Annotated in this window: 16 protein-coding genes and 1 riboswitch; of the genes, 2 read left to right on the top strand and 14 right to left on the bottom strand. The window is 47.2% G+C overall.

Annotated elements, in window-relative coordinates; all coding sequences use genetic code 11:
* Positions 1–5: 5 nt before the first annotated feature.
* Positions 6–119, top strand: a riboswitch (TPP riboswitch).
* Between the two features lie 84 nt (positions 120–203).
* The gene (gene thiC / locus KP014_RS18665) at positions 204–1,940 is read left to right on the top strand and encodes a phosphomethylpyrimidine synthase ThiC (protein ID WP_051500186.1); all 1,737 of its coding nucleotides are present in this window, start codon (positions 204–206) and stop codon (positions 1,938–1,940) included.
* 179 nt (positions 1,941–2,119) lie between these two features.
* Here thiC and KP014_RS18670 read toward each other — a convergent pair whose 3' ends face one another.
* From KP014_RS18670 to KP014_RS18720, 11 genes are all read right to left on the bottom strand, one after another.
* On the bottom strand, positions 2,120–2,518 hold the full coding sequence (locus tag KP014_RS18670) for a nuclear transport factor 2 family protein (RefSeq protein WP_063619497.1): 399 nt from the start codon (positions 2,516–2,518) through the stop codon (positions 2,120–2,122).
* Between the two features lie 225 nt (positions 2,519–2,743).
* Positions 2,744–3,274 (bottom strand): gamma carbonic anhydrase family protein, encoded by a 531-nt coding sequence (locus tag KP014_RS18675; RefSeq protein ID WP_025335143.1) that lies wholly within the window; start codon positions 3,272–3,274, stop codon positions 2,744–2,746.
* Positions 3,275–3,325: 51 nt separating this feature from the next.
* Complete coding sequence (locus KP014_RS18680) at positions 3,326–4,273, bottom strand: beta-keto acid cleavage family enzyme (RefSeq protein ID WP_051500185.1); 948 nt, start codon at positions 4,271–4,273, stop codon at positions 3,326–3,328.
* A gap of 61 nt (positions 4,274–4,334) precedes the next feature.
* Positions 4,335–5,441, bottom strand: coding sequence for a Glu/Leu/Phe/Val family dehydrogenase (locus KP014_RS18685; RefSeq protein WP_036596495.1), 1,107 nt, complete (start codon positions 5,439–5,441; stop codon positions 4,335–4,337).
* On the bottom strand, positions 5,438–6,832 hold the full coding sequence (locus KP014_RS18690; RefSeq protein ID WP_216700396.1) for an MFS transporter: 1,395 nt from the start codon (positions 6,830–6,832) through the stop codon (positions 5,438–5,440). The genes KP014_RS18685 and KP014_RS18690 overlap by 4 nt, the downstream gene beginning before the upstream one ends.
* A gap of 247 nt (positions 6,833–7,079) precedes the next feature.
* Entirely contained in the window at positions 7,080–9,200 is a 2,121-nt protein-coding gene (locus KP014_RS18695; RefSeq protein ID WP_051500184.1) for a hydantoinase/oxoprolinase family protein, read from the bottom strand.
* Positions 9,201–9,206: 6 nt separating this feature from the next.
* Positions 9,207–11,000, bottom strand: a complete 1,794-nt coding sequence (locus KP014_RS18700; RefSeq protein WP_051500183.1) for a hydantoinase B/oxoprolinase family protein — start codon at positions 10,998–11,000, stop codon at positions 9,207–9,209.
* A 38-nt stretch (positions 11,001–11,038) separates the two neighbouring features.
* Positions 11,039–12,385 (bottom strand): MFS transporter, encoded by a 1,347-nt coding sequence (locus tag KP014_RS18705; protein WP_051500182.1) that lies wholly within the window; start codon positions 12,383–12,385, stop codon positions 11,039–11,041.
* Positions 12,386–12,597: 212 nt separating this feature from the next.
* Positions 12,598–13,857 (bottom strand): alpha/beta hydrolase, encoded by a 1,260-nt coding sequence (locus KP014_RS18710; RefSeq protein ID WP_036596491.1) that lies wholly within the window; start codon positions 13,855–13,857, stop codon positions 12,598–12,600.
* Between the two features lie 331 nt (positions 13,858–14,188).
* Entirely contained in the window at positions 14,189–14,638 is a 450-nt protein-coding gene (locus KP014_RS18715; RefSeq protein ID WP_025335151.1) for a MarR family winged helix-turn-helix transcriptional regulator, read from the bottom strand.
* A 443-nt stretch (positions 14,639–15,081) separates the two neighbouring features.
* Positions 15,082–16,434, bottom strand: coding sequence for a S8 family serine peptidase (locus KP014_RS18720; RefSeq protein ID WP_246590548.1), 1,353 nt, complete (start codon positions 16,432–16,434; stop codon positions 15,082–15,084).
* Positions 16,435–16,757: 323 nt separating this feature from the next.
* On the opposite strand from KP014_RS18720, the gene KP014_RS18725 reads away from it, so the two are divergent.
* Entirely contained in the window at positions 16,758–17,315 is a 558-nt protein-coding gene (locus KP014_RS18725) for a cysteine hydrolase family protein (protein ID WP_036596488.1), read from the top strand.
* A 158-nt stretch (positions 17,316–17,473) separates the two neighbouring features.
* On the opposite strand, the gene KP014_RS18730 is transcribed toward KP014_RS18725, so the two are convergent.
* From KP014_RS18730 to KP014_RS18740, 3 genes are all read right to left on the bottom strand, one after another.
* Positions 17,474–17,752, bottom strand: a complete 279-nt coding sequence (locus tag KP014_RS18730; protein WP_051500181.1) for a hypothetical protein — start codon at positions 17,750–17,752, stop codon at positions 17,474–17,476.
* Between the two features lie 443 nt (positions 17,753–18,195).
* The gene (locus tag KP014_RS18735) at positions 18,196–18,429 is read right to left on the bottom strand and encodes a hypothetical protein (protein WP_139210531.1); all 234 of its coding nucleotides are present in this window, start codon (positions 18,427–18,429) and stop codon (positions 18,196–18,198) included.
* A 138-nt stretch (positions 18,430–18,567) separates the two neighbouring features.
* Complete coding sequence (locus KP014_RS18740) at positions 18,568–20,352, bottom strand: ABC transporter substrate-binding protein (protein ID WP_090833711.1); 1,785 nt, start codon at positions 20,350–20,352, stop codon at positions 18,568–18,570.
* Between the last annotated feature and the right edge of the window lie 121 nt (positions 20,353–20,473).

Consider the following 20,473-nt stretch of genomic DNA (forward strand, 5'->3'; position numbering starts at 1 on the left):
GACAACTTCATAGACACGGGAGCTCGGAAACAGCCGGGCTGAGAGGATGGCCCTATGCCATCGACCGTAATACCTGATCTGGGTAATGCCAGCGGAGGAATCGTCACAGGCTTTGTATGTTCAAAGACCGCTTCTTCGGGTGCGGTCTTTTTTGCGTACCTGGCCTCCTCCGGCGCTTCACACCATTAAGAGGAGGAATTGAAATGACAAGTCAAAGTCAAAAAGTGTACGTTAAAGGTTCGCGGGAGGATATTCGGGTGCCGATGCGCGAGATTGCGCTGAGCGATACTGCCGGGGTTGATGGCGTATCGGAAAATGCTCCCGTGCGGGTATACGATGCAAGCGGCCCCTACACCGACTGCCAAGTCGTTACCGACATCCGGGAAGGGCTGTCCCCGTTCCGCCGGAACTGGATATTGGAACGCGGAGATGCGGAGGAATACGAGGGCCGGAATGTAAAGCCAGAGGATAACGGACTGCGGAATACGGAGCAGGACCCTAACGCAGAAGTTTTTCCGGGATTAAGACGGAAGCCGCTGCGCGCGAAGAGCGGCGCCAACGTGACACAGATGCATTATGCCCGCAAAGGGATCATCACGCCGGAAATGGAGTTCATTGCAATTCGCGAAAATGTCGATCCGGCGTTTGTCCGGGACGAAGTCGCCAGCGGCAGAGCTATTATTCCTTGCAACGTCAATCACCCGGAAAGCGAGCCGATGATCATCGGGCGGAACTTTCTAGTAAAGATCAACGCTAATATCGGAAATTCCGCGGTCTCCTCCTCTATTGACGAAGAAGTAGAGAAGATGCACTGGGCCACCCGCTGGGGCTCGGATACTATTATGGATCTTTCCACAGGCCGCCATATTCATACGACCCGGGAATGGATTATCCGCAACTCTCCGGTTCCTGTCGGCACGGTGCCGCTCTATCAGGCGCTGGAAAAAGTCGGCGGTCAGGCGCATGAGCTGAGCTGGGAAATTTTTCGCGATACGCTGATTGAGCAGGCGGAACAGGGTGTCGACTATTTCACAATTCATGCGGGTGTGCTGCTCCGTTATGTTCCATTGACGGCAAAAAGAGTTACGGGTATCGTTTCCCGAGGCGGCTCGATCATGGCGGCCTGGTGCCTCGCCCATCATCAGGAGAACTTCCTGTATACCCATTTTGAGGATATCTGTAAAATCATGAAGGCTTACGACATCGCATTCTCTCTTGGAGACGGCCTGCGGCCGGGCTCCATCGCCGATGCCAATGACGAAGCGCAGTTCGCCGAACTGGACACCCTGGGTGAGCTGACCGAGATTGCCTGGAAGCATGATGTGCAGGTTATGATTGAAGGACCGGGCCATGTTCCGATGCACAAAATTAAGGAAAATGTCGACCGCCAAATGGAAGTGTGCAAGGAGGCTCCTTTTTACACACTGGGGCCGCTTACGACGGATATCGCTCCAGGCTACGACCATATTACTTCAGCCATCGGCGCAGCGATGATCGGCTGGTTCGGCACCGCCATGCTCTGCTACGTGACGCCCAAAGAGCATTTGGGACTTCCGAACAAGGACGATGTCCGTGAAGGCGTCATCGCCTATAAGATCGCGGCGCACGCGGCCGATCTGGCCAAAGGACATCCCGGAGCCCAGGAGCGGGACGACGCGCTGTCCAAAGCCCGGTTCGAATTCCGCTGGAAGGACCAATTCCAGCTGTCGCTCGATCCTGAGCGGGCGATCGAATATCACGACGAGACCTTGCCTGCGGAGGGCGCCAAGACGGCGCATTTCTGCTCCATGTGCGGACCGAAATTTTGCAGCATGAGAATCACGCAGGACATCCGGGAGTATGCCAAGCAACATAATCTGGAGGACAGCGAGGCGATTGAGCGGGGAATGAAGGAGAAATCGCAGCAGTTTGCGGAGGCGGAGCACGGATTGTATCTTTAATTTTTAAGGTTATGAAGCGGCAGTCTAAAGAAGTCTTAGGCTGCCGCTGTTTATTGAGTATCCTTCTCTTGTTTGCTTAGTCTTTGTTCAATTTCCGTATTTCTTTTTCCAATCCTCTGACCACTCGTAAAAAGTCATTCCTGTTACTTCCTCTAACGTTTGACCATAGTAATTGGATATTATTGCTGCTGCGCTTTGTAAACTTCCAGGAACGAGGACTCTTCCCCAAGAGCTGCAAGCGCGACAACCGGATTCCAATAATCCTTGTAGTGAACGATCTTGTTTTCCTTCGTTTCAATCACGGAAATATAACTTTGCAGATAAGGCTTACCGGTTATTATGGCCTGCCCTTCTTCGATTCCAAATTCAATAATTATCACATTGGGGTTCAGAGTCAGATGAAAAGTCGGTTCTTTAAATTTGGAGAGCTCAATCTTATTGGGAATTTCCTTTACATATTTATAAAGGGCGGATTTCCCTTCTAATTTCAGGGTATATCCTTTGGGCGCGAATGGAAATTCGAAGATGACATTCTCATCAAACAATTCGATAAATTTATCCATGTCCTTTTCTATCATAGAATTTTTAAATTTCTCGAAAATTTCCTGTGCTTCCCGGAGTCTCGCTTCGTAATTAACAGCCTGATTCGCCACCTTTACCACCTCTTATTAGAATTTTAGTAACAGAGAGCTAACAGATTTAGGCTTTAAATAAAGAATATATTTTCCAGACTGAACAGTCAAGATGCTTCATGACAAAAATCCTTTGTTAATTCCTCATTACCTGGATGATATACACAGGCTTCATTTTAAACTGCTATGATATTTATACCTGCTGTCGTATTGTTCAACCAGCTTCAAATATACGTTCGAACTTTCCTGTACCCACCACAAGGAGCTACCGGATAATTCTTTCTTGAATTGTCCCGGGGAACCCGTAAAGAGCTGACGGTCCTCGATTCTTGTATTTCCCGTAATTACGCTGCCCGCTGCGATGACATTTTCGTTTTGAATGACGGCCCCGTCGAGAACAACCGCATTCATGCCGATGACGTTGTTGTTACCGATTGTACAGTTATGCAGGATAGAGCCATGCCCGATCGTATTGTTGTCCCCGATAAACGTTCCTGAGTCCGTCATATGGACGACACAGTTGTCCTGTATGCTGTTATTTTTCCCGATCCGGATCGACCCTGCGTCCCCCCGGAGAACCGCTCCGAACCAAATGCTGCTGCCCTCCTCTATGACGACGTCGCCGATAATGGTTGCAGTGGGCGCAATAAAGACTCCGTCGGCAATCTTCGGATATATTCCATTAAACTCATAAATATTCATTCGTTTCGATTCTCCTATCGTAAATATTCGGAAACGGCAAGACGCTCTTACTCAATAGCGGCTAGGTATGGACGAAACCCCCAACATGCTCCTTGCTTGCTCCGGTGTTGCGATTTCACGGTTAAGCTCTCTTGAGATGAGGGCAATTTTGGCGACGGCCTCAGCATTGTTCTTCAGCTTCTGACCGCGCTTTAGATAAATATTGTCTTCCAAACCTACGCGCACATGTCCTCCGAGCAGAATGCTTTGCGTCGTCATCGCCCATTGGTATTTTCCGATGCCGGCGACGGTAAAATGCGCTCCGGCCGGTAGCTCGCGGGCCATATGAATCAGGTTTTCAGGCGTAGGGTAAGTAGCGGTCTGATAACCCATCACAAATTGAAACAAGTATGGCGTCTTGATTAATCCTTCGGATATCAGTTTTTGAGCCACCCAATATTGACCGGAATTATACATCTCCATCTCGGGTATGATGCCTTTCTCGAGCATGCCCGCTGCCAGCTGTTCAATGAAGCCGTACGTAAAAGGGATGCAGATGTCGTATTCCTGGGAGGGACGGGGATAGTCCAGAGCTTCTTCTCTGGCCTTGATCACAAAACGCGACATATCCGGTCCCATGTTTAGTGATGCCATCTCCGGCAGCGCATCCAGACTGCGAAGCCTGTCCTCCATGGTCGATGTCGGTCCGCCTCCAGTTGTATTGTTGATTATGATATCAGGACATCGTTCCCGAATTAGCGCATTGATCCGATACATAACTTCGGGGTCCATTGTGGTGTCTCCGAGATTGTTTGGATCCCTCCCGTGAACATGGACAACGGACGCCCCTTCATTGTAGGCCTCATAAACCGAATCGGCAATCTCTTCGGGTGTTTCCGGAATTCCCCGATGAGACTCTTTTCCTTGAACGCCTCCGTTGCAGCAGCAGGTAATAATCAAAGGCTCCATCGATGTGACCCGTTCCATCCACTCATAAGAATCGGTATAATTCCAACTCATCTATAAACCTCCCTGTTTGTTTACCTCTACACATTTTCAACGCTTATCTTCTTGCAAAGAACTAGACTCGTACCGGCCTTCTGCTCAAGGTATGATGACTGTTTTGCAGAAATGCGCTCCGTGATTGCTTCAATTTCATTATCCGTTCTTCAGCGAGCCTGTCTGCAGCCACATAGGTAGGTATGCCGTCACGCTTCGAGATTTCAAAAATGCGTTCGATCGTAAGATGAATCTCTGCAATTTTGTTATACGCGCGTTCCCGGTTATAGCCGTATAACTCGTCGGCTATATTAATAACTCCCCCGGCGTTGATGACATAATCAGGCGCATAAACAAGTCCGAGTTCATGAATCAGATCGCCGTGCCTTGCTTCCTTTAATTGATTGTTTGCAGAACCGGCGATGACTTTTGCTTTTAAGCGCGGGATCGTCTCGTCGTTGATCGTCGCACCGAGCGCGCAAGGCGCGTAAATATCGCAGTTGACATCATAAATATCGTCCGGGTCTACGGCAATGGCATCGAATTGTTCTATTGCCCGCCGAACAGCCTCTTGTTGAATATCGGTGACAATCAATTTTGCTCCTTCCGTATGGAGATGTGAATATAAATGGGTAGCCACGTTTCCTGCCCCCTGGACGGCGACCACTTTCCCTTCCAGCGAATCGCTGCCAAAGGCTTCTTTTGCCGCCGCTTTCATCCCTTGATAAACCCCGTAAGCCGTTGCCGGGGAAGGATTGCCTGATGAGCCGTATGTGGGGGAGATCCCCGCTACAAAGTCGGTTTCTTGGTAAACGATGTCCATATCCTGAACCGTTGTCCCGACATCTTCAGCCGTGATATACCGTCCGTTTAACCCCTGGATAAAACGTCCGAAAGCGCGAAACATTTCCTCATTTTTATCTTTTTTCGGATCACCGATGATAACCGTTTTCCCTCCTCCAAGATTAAGACCCGATACGGCATTCTTATACGTCATGCCTTTGGCGAGGCGCAGGACGTCTTCAATAGCCGCTTCTTCAGAACCATAATTCCACATGCGAGTGCCGCCGAGAGCAGGTCCAAGCGATGTATCGTGAATGGCAATAATTGCTTTCAGTCCCGATTGCTTATCCTGGCAGAACAGCAGCTCCTCATAATCGTCTCGTTCCATGGCTTGAAATAATATCATCTCATTCTTCCTCCATCTTTCTCTGTCTTCGTCTTGTGCCACAACAGGAGGCTTAGGAGAGCTCCCGCTTCAATAAAAAGCGCAAATAAAAATACGGATGTTTCAATACCTATCTGCTCAGCGGAATATCCCAGCAATATGACGGGAAATGCAATCCCTGTATAACTAAATAAATAAAAAAAAGAAATAATGTCGCCCCGTATATCGTCCGCTACCTCTGTGCTAATTGACACAAGACTTCCCGCATATAAAGGACCGTGCCCCAATCCCACACAAATGGCTGAAGTAATCAGCAAAACGATCGACATATGTTGAAGAGTCGCCGCAACTCCCATAAGTCCCAGTGACAACAGTAAAATCCCAACCGCCATCATTTTCATAACGGACAATCTCTTAAACAAAAACTGGCTGAACGTTGATAGAGCAAAGATCGATGCAATCATCCCGCCGGAAAGAATAAAATTGAATTTGCCGGCCCATTCATTCAAATAGGAAGGAATGACGGAAAGAAACAAGCTGACGACTCCCCAGGCTATAAACGAGGTCGCTGCAGCCGTATAAGCGTGCAGCCGGATCGTTTTCGGAATGTTCAGCCCATGAAACCGAACGCGATGCGCTTTCCGGTAGCTCACCTTAACTGTCGACATTCCGATCATGCCGAGAATGACCAGGCCGCCATAAACGATATAGGGCAGCTTTGTCGGCATTGGCGCAAATTGTGCCAATATACCAGCCATAAATGGTCCTAATGAGCTTCCTGCCGTTACCGCAAAAGCAGTGACAAGAGACGATGTTTGCCAATTGCGATTCCGTTCCAGTTCATTCAGGGTGGATGAGGAAACGCAGATAAATGTTCCGACCGCCAGTCCCTGTAAAATTCTTGCCATAATTAGAATGGGCATGTCGTTTGCCAGAGTTGAACATACCGCTCCGGATAATGCAGCCATCAAACCAAATATCAATATTTTTCGTTTGCCGAACCGTTCAGCCAATTGTAAGAAGATAAAGAGCCCGGGAATGACAGAGAACACATAGGCGGCAAATAAAAGCGTGATCATCCCCGAAGTCAATTGCCACTCTGTTCGATAAATGGAATATAACGGGGAAGCGACATTAATACCAAAAATGGTAATAAACAAGCTGTAGGCGACGATCCAAAACGACCTCGTTTGCGCTCCTGTCTTTGCCATACCCACTTGAAGAACATCGCTCAACTTCGCCATTTGGCTGATCACCATTTCTAACTTATCATCTTCAATGGAGACTTCAATTTGAATGCGGGAAATTCCGGGACTACCTCCATGACCGATCGTTATTTTGTCGATATTGGTTTCAAAGAGGGTAAACAACTGCGAAACACACGCCAATACGCCTGGACGGTTATATACCAAAACCGAAATGTTCCGTACTACCACACTCTCCCACCCATCGTTGACCTAATATAGCTTAATAACCCGACATACAGACTTAACAGAATTTCCCTACCAAGATAGCCAGCATGCCCTTGATATATAGCGGTAACTCCTCATCTCATTTTTATCTCAAATATTGCTTGAAAAGGATGCAGCAATTTCGAGAACGGTACGGGTACGGATTCGTACCCGCATGTTTGATCGTCCTTCAGCTTTCAGTACTTGATTATTGGGTAACCGGAACCGATGCGGTTTGATCGGCAGGAGCGAAGTATTCTTTCATGTCAATAACATAGTTTTCATATTTCGATAACGTTACCGTGCTGCCCGGCGTGACGACAATATTGGTTGTCGGCTCTTCAATAATTGCCGGGCCTACAATTTTATTGCCGGCTTGCAGCAGCGTCCCGTCATAGACCTGGACATCGACCTGCCCACCCATTTCTCTAAAATACGCTTTCCGCGTAGCTTTCAGAGATGAGCGATTCGGTGTTTCTGAGGAAAGAGACTGTACTTGAAGGTTGATCTCCGGCGTGATTCCTCTCGCGATAACCTTCCAAACGACAAATTCAACCGCTTGCCCCTTTTCCATGGAACCAAGCGTAAATTCATGCTTCGAGTGGAAGTCGTCAATCAATGCCTCCAAATCCTGAACGTTCTGAATTGCATTGCTCCGGAGCGGAACCGTCAGCTCGCGTTCCTGGAATAAGTATCGGGCTTCTACCGCAAATTCAAATACCTGATTTTCTTTGGATACACCGACGGTATCTAGGAATGCCCTAGCGTCTGCGGCCAGCTTGTTTAAGACGGACTTTACTTTTTCATAATCAAATCCAGTGGAGGCGGTCAAATGGCTGCGGTTAAATTCGCGCACGACATCGGCCACTACTCCGCCGAATGCGCTCAACGTGGACGCGGTTTTCGGCACAATGACCTCTTGGCATCCAAGCTGGGATACGATGGGAATAATATGCATACCGACTGCGCCGCCGCCTGCGACAACCGCATACTCTTTCGGGTCGATCCCTTCAAACACGGTCATATCCCGAACCGCCTCCGTCATCAAATGATTGGCGGTATTATAGATGGTGTAAGCCGCATCCATGAGGCTTAGATTTAGCGGTTCAGCGACCGATTTCATAATCGCTTTTTCGGCCAGCTCTTTGCTCACTTTCATATTTCCGCCCAGGAAATAGTTCTCGTCCAAATAGCCGAGGACAAGATTCGCATCCGTTACCGTCGCTCTTTCCCCGCCCCGCATATAGCAGGCAGGACCTGGAACGGAGCCGGCGCCTTCAGGACCGACGCGGATTAATCCGCCATCATCAACCCAAGCGATACTGCCTCCTCCTGCGCCGATCGTTTTCACATCGACCTTCGGAATGCTTAACCGCTCGTTCTGAATGACGTTGTCATTGGATATCGTAATGATGCCGTCGGTAACCCGGCTGACGTCAAAGCTGGTGCCGCCCATATCGCACGTAATGACATGATCTTTACTCAGTTCTTTCTTGGCGTAAAATCTTCCCGATACCGGAGCGAGCGCCGGGCCGGAGTCTAAGCTGTAGATAGGGCTGGCAATCATTTCTTGCGGAGAGGTTACACCGCCGGAGCAAGTCAGCAGCGACAATTCGTTTCGATAGCCAATTTCCCGCAGACGGTCTTCAAATGTACTGACATAGTGCGTTATCAGCGGCTTAAGCGAAGCATCGATAACCGTGCTGACTGTTCTGCGATATTCCCGTATGCGGGGATTAACGACATGGCTTAACGCATACGTTTTACCCGGCCACTCTTCTTCAATGATTTCACCGATTCGCAGCTCATGAGCCGGATTGACGAACGACCACATTAAGGAAACCGCGACCACTTCGACGTCATATTGTTTGAATTTCCTTATCACTTCTCTCACTTCATCTTCATTGAGAGGAATGTCGATTCCCCCTTCCGCATTGATTCGTTCCGTCACCGGGAGCGTCAAATAGCGTGGAATATACGGTTCCGGATAATCCAAATACCAATCGAAGGGGTTTTCTTTGCCGGCTTCACGGAATAACAGCACGTCCCGGAATCCTGTCGTACAGATGAGACCCACCTTGGCTACCTTGCGTTCGATAAGCGCATTGGTGCTTGTAGTGGTACCATGCCCGAAATACTCGCACGATTCCATCAATTGTTGGAGCGATTTACCATAAAAATCTGCCGCTATAGTAAGTCCGTTAATGATCCCATCCACCCGATTTTCCGGAGTAGTTAAAGCTTTAAAGATGTTGACACTTCCGCTTTCGTCCACGACGACTAGATCTGTAAACGTACCGCCGATATCGGTACAAATTCGGATACCCATTAGATGCTACCTCCCTAATTGTTCTGCCTTTTGTCTTAATTTCTCTGTCGCCTTCCAATCGACTGCATACATCTCCGTTGTCGTATCAATGACAACGCCATAGGCTTCTCTCGCTTTTTGAACGGAGACCCATCCTTCTCTTACGCGATGGCGTACCCGCTCCGGGTCGCGCTCTAACGGATTGCCGAAGCCGCCGCCAGAGCTTATCTCCGAAACTAATGCTTCGCCCGGCGCCAGTTCGATTCCATGAAACATCGGCAGATCTTCCTGCGAAGTTTTGTCTTCCTCGAGCCGGTACATGGCCGCATTGGCTGCTGACCCGTTATGTCCGCCTTGCGCTCCGCGTGGAGGATTGTATTTGCCGTCGCAAACATACATAAACGTCACCTTGTCGGTACGCGGTACCATAACTACCTTCGTTGCAGGTGCACCGTCCCACTTCCCAGCCCCGCCTGAGTCCTTGATCAACTCTTGCATCACGTACTGGATCGGATATTTCTGTTCAATAACCTCGAGCGAATTCCATTCCATCATGCCGCCATTACAAATACAGTAGGCGATATATCCGTCATGACCGTGCACCCCCATGCCGCCCGTATGACCTGAAATTAGCTGGGTTACATAAGGTCTTCCATAACGGGAGTCAAAGCCGGAAATAACGGAAAGCGACGGTGGCTGGGCAAACGCGCCTTCGGCCATGCCAAGCGATTCGCTCACCTCATTGAACGCGCATTGCACCGCTAGCACCGCTCTATCATGAATATTGGTCGTGGCCAGCGAAGAGGAATACGGCAGTTTGGCCTTCCCTACGACACTGTTTTCGCGCATTTTCACGATGATACGACTGAATGTTCCTTCACATAGCGGAAGATCGGAAGGCATGTAATTGAGAACCCCGGTCCGTCCCGCCGACAGCACTGTCGCTTCGCACAGATTCAATCCTGCCGCTACCGGGTCTGCGTTATCCCTAAAGTCGACCTCGACATAGCCTTCTTCCGGATCGATCGTCAATTTTACTTTTACATTTACGCCATCGGGCAGTAATCCCGGGATTGGATCGTGTTTCGATTCGTTAATCCACGTTCCTGCCGGAAGCTTTTTAATTTCCTCGATCATTCTGCGGCTTCCATACTCTTTCCATTCTTGAAAAAAAGCCTTGATCGTTTCTTTTCCGTATTTAGCGATCAGTTTCGATAATTCCCGCTCGCCAATTCTTGCAGCGCCAATCATCGCCAGGTAGTCTCCGTACCAGACATCCGAAACGCGGATTCTCATTTTGGCCATCCGGATGATATCGTCCACATCTTCATAGTTTTTCTGGATTTTGACACACGGAAAGCAGAGCGCTCCTTCCTCATAGATATCTTTTGCCATCGCGTGATACGTAGTGGGCACGCTGTTTCCAATGTCGGCCTGATGTCCCCTCACCGTACAAAGAAACATGAGTTCGCCTTCATGGAATACGGGAACGATAATCGTATAATCGCCCATATGCGTATTCCCGTGATAAGGCGAGTTATTAAGAAGGGCGTCCCCCGGAGCAAGAGATTCCGGACTGTGAAACTCAAAAATCGATTTGGCCGTCAAGCTCATATTGGCAACGTGGACCGGAAACCCGTTTGGCAGCGCTATAACGTCGCCGATGCCATCACAGATTGCGGTAGAAAAGTCCCTCGCGCTGCTCATGACGCTTGAACGTGCGCTTCTTTGAAGCGTATACGACATTTGTTTGGAAATGCTGTTGACTTTACTTGAGAGTATCGCCAATAAATCCGGAGCGATCGTAACTTGATTGTCCACATTACTCACCTGCTTATTAAAATTTTATAATATGTTGACTATTCCGACTTCTTTGGAATCAAGATGACGGCTAGTACGGCCAAGACCGCAACGATGGCAAAGGTATAGAAGCTCCATGCCAATGGAACATTTTGGGTTAAGAGCAGCCCTCCTAGCACCGGACCCGTTGCTGCTCCGATTCTCCCAATACCAATCGTAAATCCGGTTGCGGTCGCCCGATTTTCGGAAGAAAAATACGAGCTGACGAGCCCAATGGTAATTCCTGTCGTTGCAACCACCCCAATCCCTGCAATTCCGATTAAACTATAAAGTATAAACATGCTTTCTATTTTAAAGCTCAGCAAGAAAATGCTTATAGCAGTTAGCGAATAGGCGACGCCAAGGACCCATTTTGAACCAATACGATCGGCAATTTCCCCTCCAATCAGAGAACCTGCAACCCCGGTTAAGTTAAAAACCAACATGAATACAAGACTAGATGTAAGCGGGTATCCGGCTTGCTGCATTAATTTAGGCAGCCATGTATTTAAACCGTATGCCATTACAAAAGTGAGGAAGTAAATCATGGATGCAATGATGATGATGCCTATATATTTCTTGGATAGCAAAGATTTAAAAGCTTGTAATTTCTCCGCCTCTTGAGAGGTATTCTTTCTTTTGCTTTCTTCAAAAGTATCCAGAGAAAGGTTAAACCGATTAGCGATCGCTGCTGCCTCATCTCTTCTATCCTTCGCCAACAGAAAGCTAATCGACTCTGGTAGAAACTTGATAATGAAAGGAATAACCAGCACGGGAGCGATGCCGATCCAGAACAAAATGCGCCATCCCAAATTATCCAGAAAAAACAAGGCGGTTAATACAGCAGCAATGACTCCGAAGGTAATCCCGGTATTTGTAACGACAAAATTGAATGAACGCCGATGTACTGGCGAGTATTCGATTGAAAGCGTCGCTACGCTTGGAATGATGCCTCCGATTCCGAGGCCGACAATGACGCGGGAAAATGCGAACATTTCGGGGGTAGTTGCAGAAGCGGAGATACCCATCGCAATGGAAAAAAGCGCAAGCGAAAAAATTAACGTTTTTTTTCGTCCAATGATATCTGTGATTGCGCCTACGACAATTGAACCTGCCAGTAATCCAAACAGAGAATAACTTGCGATCGCACCGGCCTCTATCGCGGTTAAAGACCATTTCTTCATTAATATTGGAAGTACGGGTCCATAGATTCCGAGATCGTAACCTTCAAAAAAAATGCAGAACCAGCAAAGTCCAATGACCAGACCCGTGATTGATTTCGTACGTTTAACAGCAGAAGTCTTCACGGTTACAGAGGATTGATAACTCGTTTGGCTCTCATGAACCGTTCCCGTATTATTATCCATTCTCCAGCCTCCTCATATCGATTTCCGATAAAATTCTAACCATAGAGATCTCCCCTCAACGCAAAAAGTTTTTTCTAACATCTTCTCTATTTGAACTCTTGCAAAATCATAACCGCTCCAGAAGATGAGCGTGACGATCGACTTTCCAAGAGATTGAACTTTATCGAAAAACCATATTGTCATATTCTGCTGCTTTTCATTTTGAATTCAACCTACACTCCGACCGACTGTTTCCGTGATGAAATTTCGGGTGGTTCGGCTCCGCGCCACCAAGCAGGTAGTGCCGATCCTTCGGTCACTCCTCCATCGGTATGCACGTAATAACGATTATCGGTATTTGCTGTAAATCCGCCGTTCAATGCCCGCTCGGTCCATTCCGCGCCATAACGGAAAATTTCCGCTGCAACGCCGCCAAGCGGATGGAACTCGTTCTCGTAGATGCGAATTTCCTTGGGAGCCTCGATCAGTTCATAAAGAGCAAGCACATCTTCAACAGGGATAAGCTCGTCAAATTCGCCGTTCCCGATCAAAACCGGGCAAGTGACCTTCGAAATGAGATCCCAAATGCTGTATTGAGCCGCAATTTCTTTATCAAATTTCTCTTCATCCGTGTAGCCAGTCATATACATGAAATTAGTCTTGAAACTGGGTTGAGCTTTGCTGAAAGACTTCTTCAAATCGCCGGGGCCGGTCATGAAAGTTGCCAGTGCTTGCAGGCGTTTATCGTGTGCAGCTCCCCGCAATCCCCAGTAAGCTCCCATACTGACTCCGAACAAACCGATTCGATTTTTGTCGACCTGCGGAAGCTCCTCAAGAAAGTCGATATATCGGCTGATAGCACGCTGATAGTTGGTTAGTGTAACCTTAAGTCCGTTTGAAACCGTTTCGCCTTGGCCAGGCCCCTCGATGGACAAGGCAACCATACCGCACGACGTATAATAGCGTTGGGCGATCTGGATATAATCCTCTTTGATCATATCCATACCGGGACCAAGAATGACCGCGGGAGCGTTCGAAACATTCCCTTCGGGCAGATACAAAATGCCAAAGATTTTTTCACCTTCAAAATCAAGCTCCACCCGTTGGATGGTTTGATTGCTCAATCTTGAAATCGTGGCGACGCAATCGTTACACCGTTGGCGAAATAATGTTTTTCTTGGATCATCGTTGAAAAAAGAATATTGCGCTCTTCCCCACATCACTGCTGCCCGTTGATACAAATCTTTAGCGGTTGCCGGGAACCCTTCATTTTCATAATGTTCCGCGCGTTCTTCGGCTTGCGACGCTATAGTCGACCAGGCTTTTGGGAGCATGACACCGCTCTTTACTAATTCAAACACCTTATCAAAATCCCTGTGATTGTGACCTAACTCTTCAAGGGTTGCTTTTCCTTCCGGATGAAGGGCATCAAAGCCACCGAGAGAGAGCGCGATGTCCAAAATCCAACTTTGTGATTGTGCTCGTTGCGTCATGTTCAACCTCCATATTGTTTTTATATAAGTACTTATTAAGTAAGTACTTATATATAAATTAGCACACGTAAGATATGCTGTCAATAACGGTTATGAAAACATACAGAAAACCTATAGTTCGGATGATCAATGTGATTAAATGTAACATGGAATAATTTTAAATGAGGATTATGTGATGTAAGAAACGATCGACAAAAAGCAGCTGAAATCAAGCCTGCTAACGGGATTGGGGGTTCGTTTTTTTGAACACTTTGGAGAAGTTATTGAGTTACTGCGGGGAAAATGAAAAAACCTGAATCCTTATATCTCCCATGGAATCAGGTTGAGTGTTTTAAAGCTGATCGATAATTTTGCTCATTCTTCTAATAATTTCAGACGCCGTATTAATTTCCTCAGGAGTAAACACGGTTAATTCCTCTTCTTGCATTTTTTTAATCTTTGCATCTCTTTCCTGGAAAACCTCCAGTCCTTTAGGCGTTATACTAACCGTTACGGTTCGGCGATCAGCGGTTGAACGTATGCGTTCAACGTAACCATTTTTCTCCAAGCCATCTACCAACTGAGTAACGGCAGAAGATCTGTTCTCCGTATGCAGGGATAATTCTTTAATGGATAAATTTCCGTTGTCCGTCAACGACTTCAACGCTCTCGCATGAGGCGTAGATAAAGCTCCGGGAATTTGAGTTGCCCGCCCCCGTAGTCTACCGTCCACAGTTAATAAAGTGTATATGGCTCTGTTCAATTGGTTAATGGCCTCCAGACGTTCTGATGAATCATTCATTTTATTTCTCCTCAACTTACAATTTTTATTCCTAAATAAATATGATACATATAAATTTCATAAAATCAATCAACCCTTCATGACGTCATTTTGACATTATCAAACGTAATAAATTAAAAAAATGACGCCAATCCGAAGGGAAATCAAGCGCCTTTGAAACCCTATTCTTCTACTACTTGCTGGACAAACTGCTTATAAAGAACTTCAAAAGCCACTCCTAAGAGTGACTTTAAAGTCAGATTATTATTTATTTCTAATACAGTTAGAGCTCATTATCGTCGCGATGAACCGCTATCCCTTTTCTGCTCATTTTACAAGCATATTCTTGCCGCTAAACAATTATTGACGTATGTTCATGTCAAATACTTGCGACAAAAACATACGTCAATACATTTAGAAGGTCTACATTTTATTGGTTATCGGTCCCCTACTCGATTCCGTGATTATCGGCTCAATGCATTGTAGATACTTGCTTCACCCGAGCCGAACAGTGGATCCTGACCCGTCTTCCCGAGATCTTTAGCGCTTTGCTTGATGAGCGATTGCACCTGGGCCGGCGTATACTCCGGATGGGCTGCCTTGATGACGCCAGCAATGCCCGCTACCTTTGGAGCTGCCATCGATGTTCCGTGCAGAAGCGCATAGCTTGTAAGGTTCGAAGTGAAGTAAGGCTCCAGGTAAGTCGGCCATGTGCTGAGCGTACGGTAGTGGAAATCCCTCTCGTCAAGATTGCGGCTTGCATCGTAGTCCGGGCCGTTGTCACCGCCAGGAGCAGCCACGTCGATCGTGCTGCCGTAGTTGGAATAGAAAGCGATTTTCTCTGTGGACCATTTATTTTTATTTGATGAAGACACGTTGATAACGCCCGGCAGCGTGCCCGGCACTTCTTTCACGGCGCTTTTAAAGTTAAGGCCCAGGTAGCCGTAGGTTTGGTTCATATAGTCGACCACGGCGCCCGAGTCGTTCAGGTTCAGTTCCTCGTTGCCGGCTGCTGCGACAACCGTCACGTTGCTGCTCACGGCATACTGCAGCGCTCGCTTCCAGAGGATCATATCCGCCACATCGCTGTACTTGAGACCTTCATAGGAATACCTGGAAATACCGTCATAGCCCCCGATCGACATGTTAATGACGTCGACCTTGTCCTTAGACGCCTGGACGATTGCTGCTGCGATCCATGAGGTCGGGGCTCCGCCTTCGGCCGCAAATACGCGGTACGACCGGATGCCGAGGCCGGGACCTACTCCCTTGACCTTGCCGTTTGCAGCTATGGAGCCTGCCACATGGGTGCCGTGACCTTCGCGGTCCTTGATGTCGTACGGATCGCCTTTCTCGCTGGCATCGACGCCTGCCGGAACAAAATTCATGCCCCCGAGGAAATTCGCCTTCAGGTCAGGGTGTCCAGCATCGATTCCAGTATTGATCACGCCCACAACCGCTTTGTGCGTAACTGTTCCGTCGGCGTTCGTCGTGCCACCCGTTTCCAGTTTGTAGGAGGCCCCATTGTTCGTAATCCGCTGGATGTCCCACTGATAAGGCCAGTACGTTTCGGCGTCCTGCGGAATATCGGTCACCGGCTGACCATCAGCGGCCGCGATGTCTTCATCGAGCTTGTACACCATTTCCCGGTTGGCAGCTCGTATCACTGAATTACCGCTAAGATTCGAAAGAAAGTCCTGCCGGTCGGATTCCGCTTCGAGGCCGCCCAATTCCGGAATGGCCCGCAGCACTCTGCCGCCTGCTTTTGTGACAATCGTTTCATAATCTGCCGGAAGTGAAGATTGAAACGCGATCACATATTTTTGTTTCTGAGCCGCCTGGTTGGCAGGCTTGGAATACCTGTTCCGGCAAACACGCTTGTGGTTATTAGCAGCGAACCTAAGAAAGTGGTGATAAATATAATGGTTCCTGGGGTTTGGTAAAATCAATCCTGATGTTCTGCCGACTATAAACACTAAGATAATTTAAAAAATGGTAACAAAAATCTAATGCAAGCAGGAGTTTATAATTCGAATTCGAATATTTTTAATTAGAACATTTAAAGGGGGGCGGTTTTTATGCAAATAAAAATAGTCAGTGGGTTGTACGGTTTTTATTTTAAAGTAAAGGAGTTTTGTTATTGAACCAAGCATTAGTGATTATTGATGCACAACAAGAGCTGATTGAAGGTAAAGATGGTGAGCAACGTGTATTCAATAAAGATGGTCTACTCAACAATATTAATGCAGTTATAGAAAAAGCTTCGGAGATGGGCCACTTAGTAGTATTCGTCCGAGATCTAGATGTTGCAGAGGGTAAAGGCGAGGGCTTCGAAATTCATCAGTCAATCAAAGTACCCGTCGACGCTATAGTTTTTGATAAAAAAGCGACCAATTCCTTTTATGCCACCCCATTACTGGAGGCGCTCAAAGCTAAACAAGTCGGACATCTGATCATTATGGGATGCAAAACAGAGCACTGCATTGATACGGCTGTTAGAGCCGCTACCGTAAAAGGTTTTGATGTTACCCTGGTCGAAGATGGGCATTCAACAACGGATAACGCTATCATATCGGCCGAACAAATAATTAAACATCATAACCGAATCCTGCACGGTCACTATAATGTGGACCATTTTTCTATGGTGAGAAAGACCGAAGATGATTTATTCCAGCCGCCCCACGACAATTATAGGTAAAAAAATACGGTATGATATTGATCGGGATGCCTTAGGAGATGATTTCAAAAACTTAACCGGCTCTAAAAGTCTTCTTTGATTTCATCTTCAGGGTCCCAAATCGACCATTCCGCGTTTGGATATGAATGTGCTTTGCAGCCTTGCTTCCAGAGTTATTGTTATTTTTTCTCATCCAGTTCTTCATTTTCTTTAAAATATTCTTCTTCCAGCTCTTTCTCTATGTCCTCGTTCTTCATATCAAATTCATTTTGGTCTTTAATCCCTAATTTTTCTTTAATTAATTGGATGTCTTCGTGGATTTGATTCATTCTCTGATAGCTCGATAATACTATTCCGAAGATCATTGCTATAATTACAATTACACCATATGGTCCAAGCAAAATCGAAAGCGCTATCGTTGCAACAATAGCTATTAAAGTTCCAAATAATGCAGTCATTGTGTGTCCTCTCTTTTTTTCTTAAATAGCCATGCTGCGTGGATACCGTGTTAGGAAGGAGCGGTTTCAAAGTTTAACCTGCGCTAAATAGCTTGATTATTCTTTGTATTTGTTCTACTAATTCATTATTGTTTCGGTATGTTATTATTTCCGTTGAGATTCCCGTTAATATGTTTTCGATCTTCTTTCGATTTGAAAAATCTTTGTAGTATTAAATTCCAAAATATTTTCATTATCTCTGCTCTCTTTTGGTTATTTGTTTTTAACACCATTCATACCAATAATGTTTCCGCATTCATGAGCCCTTAAGGCTTAAGGCATCTTTCCTGCAATTCATTAATTCATCAATTTCTTTTTATGTTAATTGATCTTCAATCTTTGGTTGTCCAATTTCTTCTAATAATTTTAATTTAATTGTTCTTTTCGTTAATCATTCCATCTCTTTATCCATTGGTGCTTGGATGGGGTTCAATATCTTGAAGATGATCTATTGGTTCATCAACTACGTAAAGGAAGCCATTTTCTCTTCCATCATGTTTAATTTTCCCTTCGTCATTTATTGATACTGTTGAAGGTTTATAAGAAAAGATGCAAGCTAAATTATAGTGTTTGGTTATCGTGCTTCCTATCCTCAATTCATTTAACTTCACTGGGCTACCATGATACCAATTGTCCAACTCAAGTACCTCCCTTTCCGGTATTTCAGCTAACGTTTTATCTACGAACTTCGCAATAAGATATTATCTGAACTATTCGCGAAATCATTGAACTCCCCTGCAAGTCCCCTTATCACCGCACACCGTTTTTTCAAGCCCCTAACTCCCCCCATCCCCGCTCTTTACCCACAGCTTCGATATATCCAGAAACCCGAACGAGCCGGTATGCAGGCCGAGCAGGCTCTGGCTGAGCTTCGCTCGCTTATTCAGGTGACAGCCGTGGAGCATCCAGAAATTGTCCCGGGCAAGCTGTTCCGCTTGAAGCAGGCAGGAGACCCGGTCTGGTGTAGAAAGTTGAAAAATGTTCTCCGTTTCCCGGTCCAGAAGCTCGGTCTGTGGACGGTTAAACAGAAAATGGAGATAATTTCGCCGATTTTTATAAAAGTTCATCATCCCCCATTCCCAGTCATCTTCCAGCACCTCTTCCCCAATGAGCAGATCGGCGTTCTGCAAAATGTCCTCCGCGGATCTGCCGGGATGCAGCAGATGCAGCACGAGATTAAGGCCGACGGCGCGGCACCGCTTCTGCAGCCATTCGGCTTCCTCGCTTTCCTCCTTCTTGGGTGAATAGGCCAACCGAATCGATTCTCCGGCATATCCGGCATAGCGCAGAAGATCCGCAGCTTCCTTCAGCTGCCCCTCCACTACCTGCCGCTCTTTGCTAATCCAGGGCAATAAGCTGTCCGCAGGCGTATAGCGGCTTCCCCCCAGCTCACGAATCAGGGCGACCCGGTCATAAACAATGCGCAGAGCCTGGCGGATCTCCTTCCGGTGATGGACTCCTTCCCGCCGCAAATTGAACACGATATACCGGCAGCCGAGCGCCGGGTAGTCGATGCTGCTGTTATATTGGTTCCAAGGCATCATCTCGTCGGTATTCGCGCCGGAAAGCTCGTAATGGCGGTCGCTGCCCGCTTTGTCCGGAAGAAACCATATCTCTACTCTGTCAAGCAGCGGCCGGATGCCGTAATAGTCATCAAATGCGGTAAGCGTAAGCACATCTTCATTCAGATTGGCCACACGGAAAGGACCGGTACCTACTGGAATGCCCGAAAAGCTGACGTCGCTGGGCAGAATGGACATGTACAGGCTTCCGGCTAAATGCAAAAAGAACAGGTTCGAACGGCTTAGATAAAAGCAAATCGTATAATCCCCCTCCGTCTTCACTTCCACGACATCCCCGTACTGCCACAGGGAATGACTGTCCACCTGAAACAGCCGCTCCAGCGTATATTTCACATCACCTGCCGTCAACGTCTTCCCATGATGAAAGCGAACCCCTTTCCGCAAATAAAAGGTCCAGCGGGTATAATTATCGCTGTGCTCCCATGTATGGGCAAGCCCCGGAAGGAAGCTGTCGCTAGCGGCCTCATAGCTCACCAGCGTATTGCAGACTTGTCCAATTATGTATGCTTCAAATGCCGTAAACACAAAGGCCGGGTCCAGCCTCTCCAAATGGCGGTTCCGCATCATACGCAGCACGTCCTGTCCCGACGGTCTTTCCGGCTCGCTGTGAAAGCCCATCTGCCGGTTTAGCTCGGCCCACAGCCTTTCTCTTAGGAGATTACTCACCTCGGGCGCTCCAATCAGCTCAATCGCTTCCTTCATTTTTCCTTTGGCTAGCAGCTCCTGAAAAGTCTCTTCCAATATTTCTTCCGAACTCCGCAAAAAGCTCAGCGATGAGGCATGGCCTCTCCCCCTGCCCGGCTTCCAAGATATCAGCGCTTTCTCCTCCAGCCGACGCAGAATGAACTTCACGTTGCGGGGAGTGCAGCAGAGCAGGCTAGACAATTGCTCAATTGTCACACGAATCGGCTCATCCGGAAATTCGGGAGATTGCAGAGCGGTTGCCAACCGCATAAAATGGGCGTCGCTCAGTTCCACCAACCTCACTCCTTTAAAGGTGAAATCATATCATGTAATATTTCACTTTTCCTTCCCCTTTTTAATATTACAATTATATCTATATCCCCTATTGGATGACAATACTAAAGCTTTGAAGGAG

Source organism: Paenibacillus sophorae (genome assembly GCF_018966525.1).
Lineage (GTDB): Bacteria > Bacillota > Bacilli > Paenibacillales > Paenibacillaceae > Paenibacillus_AQ > Paenibacillus_AQ sophorae.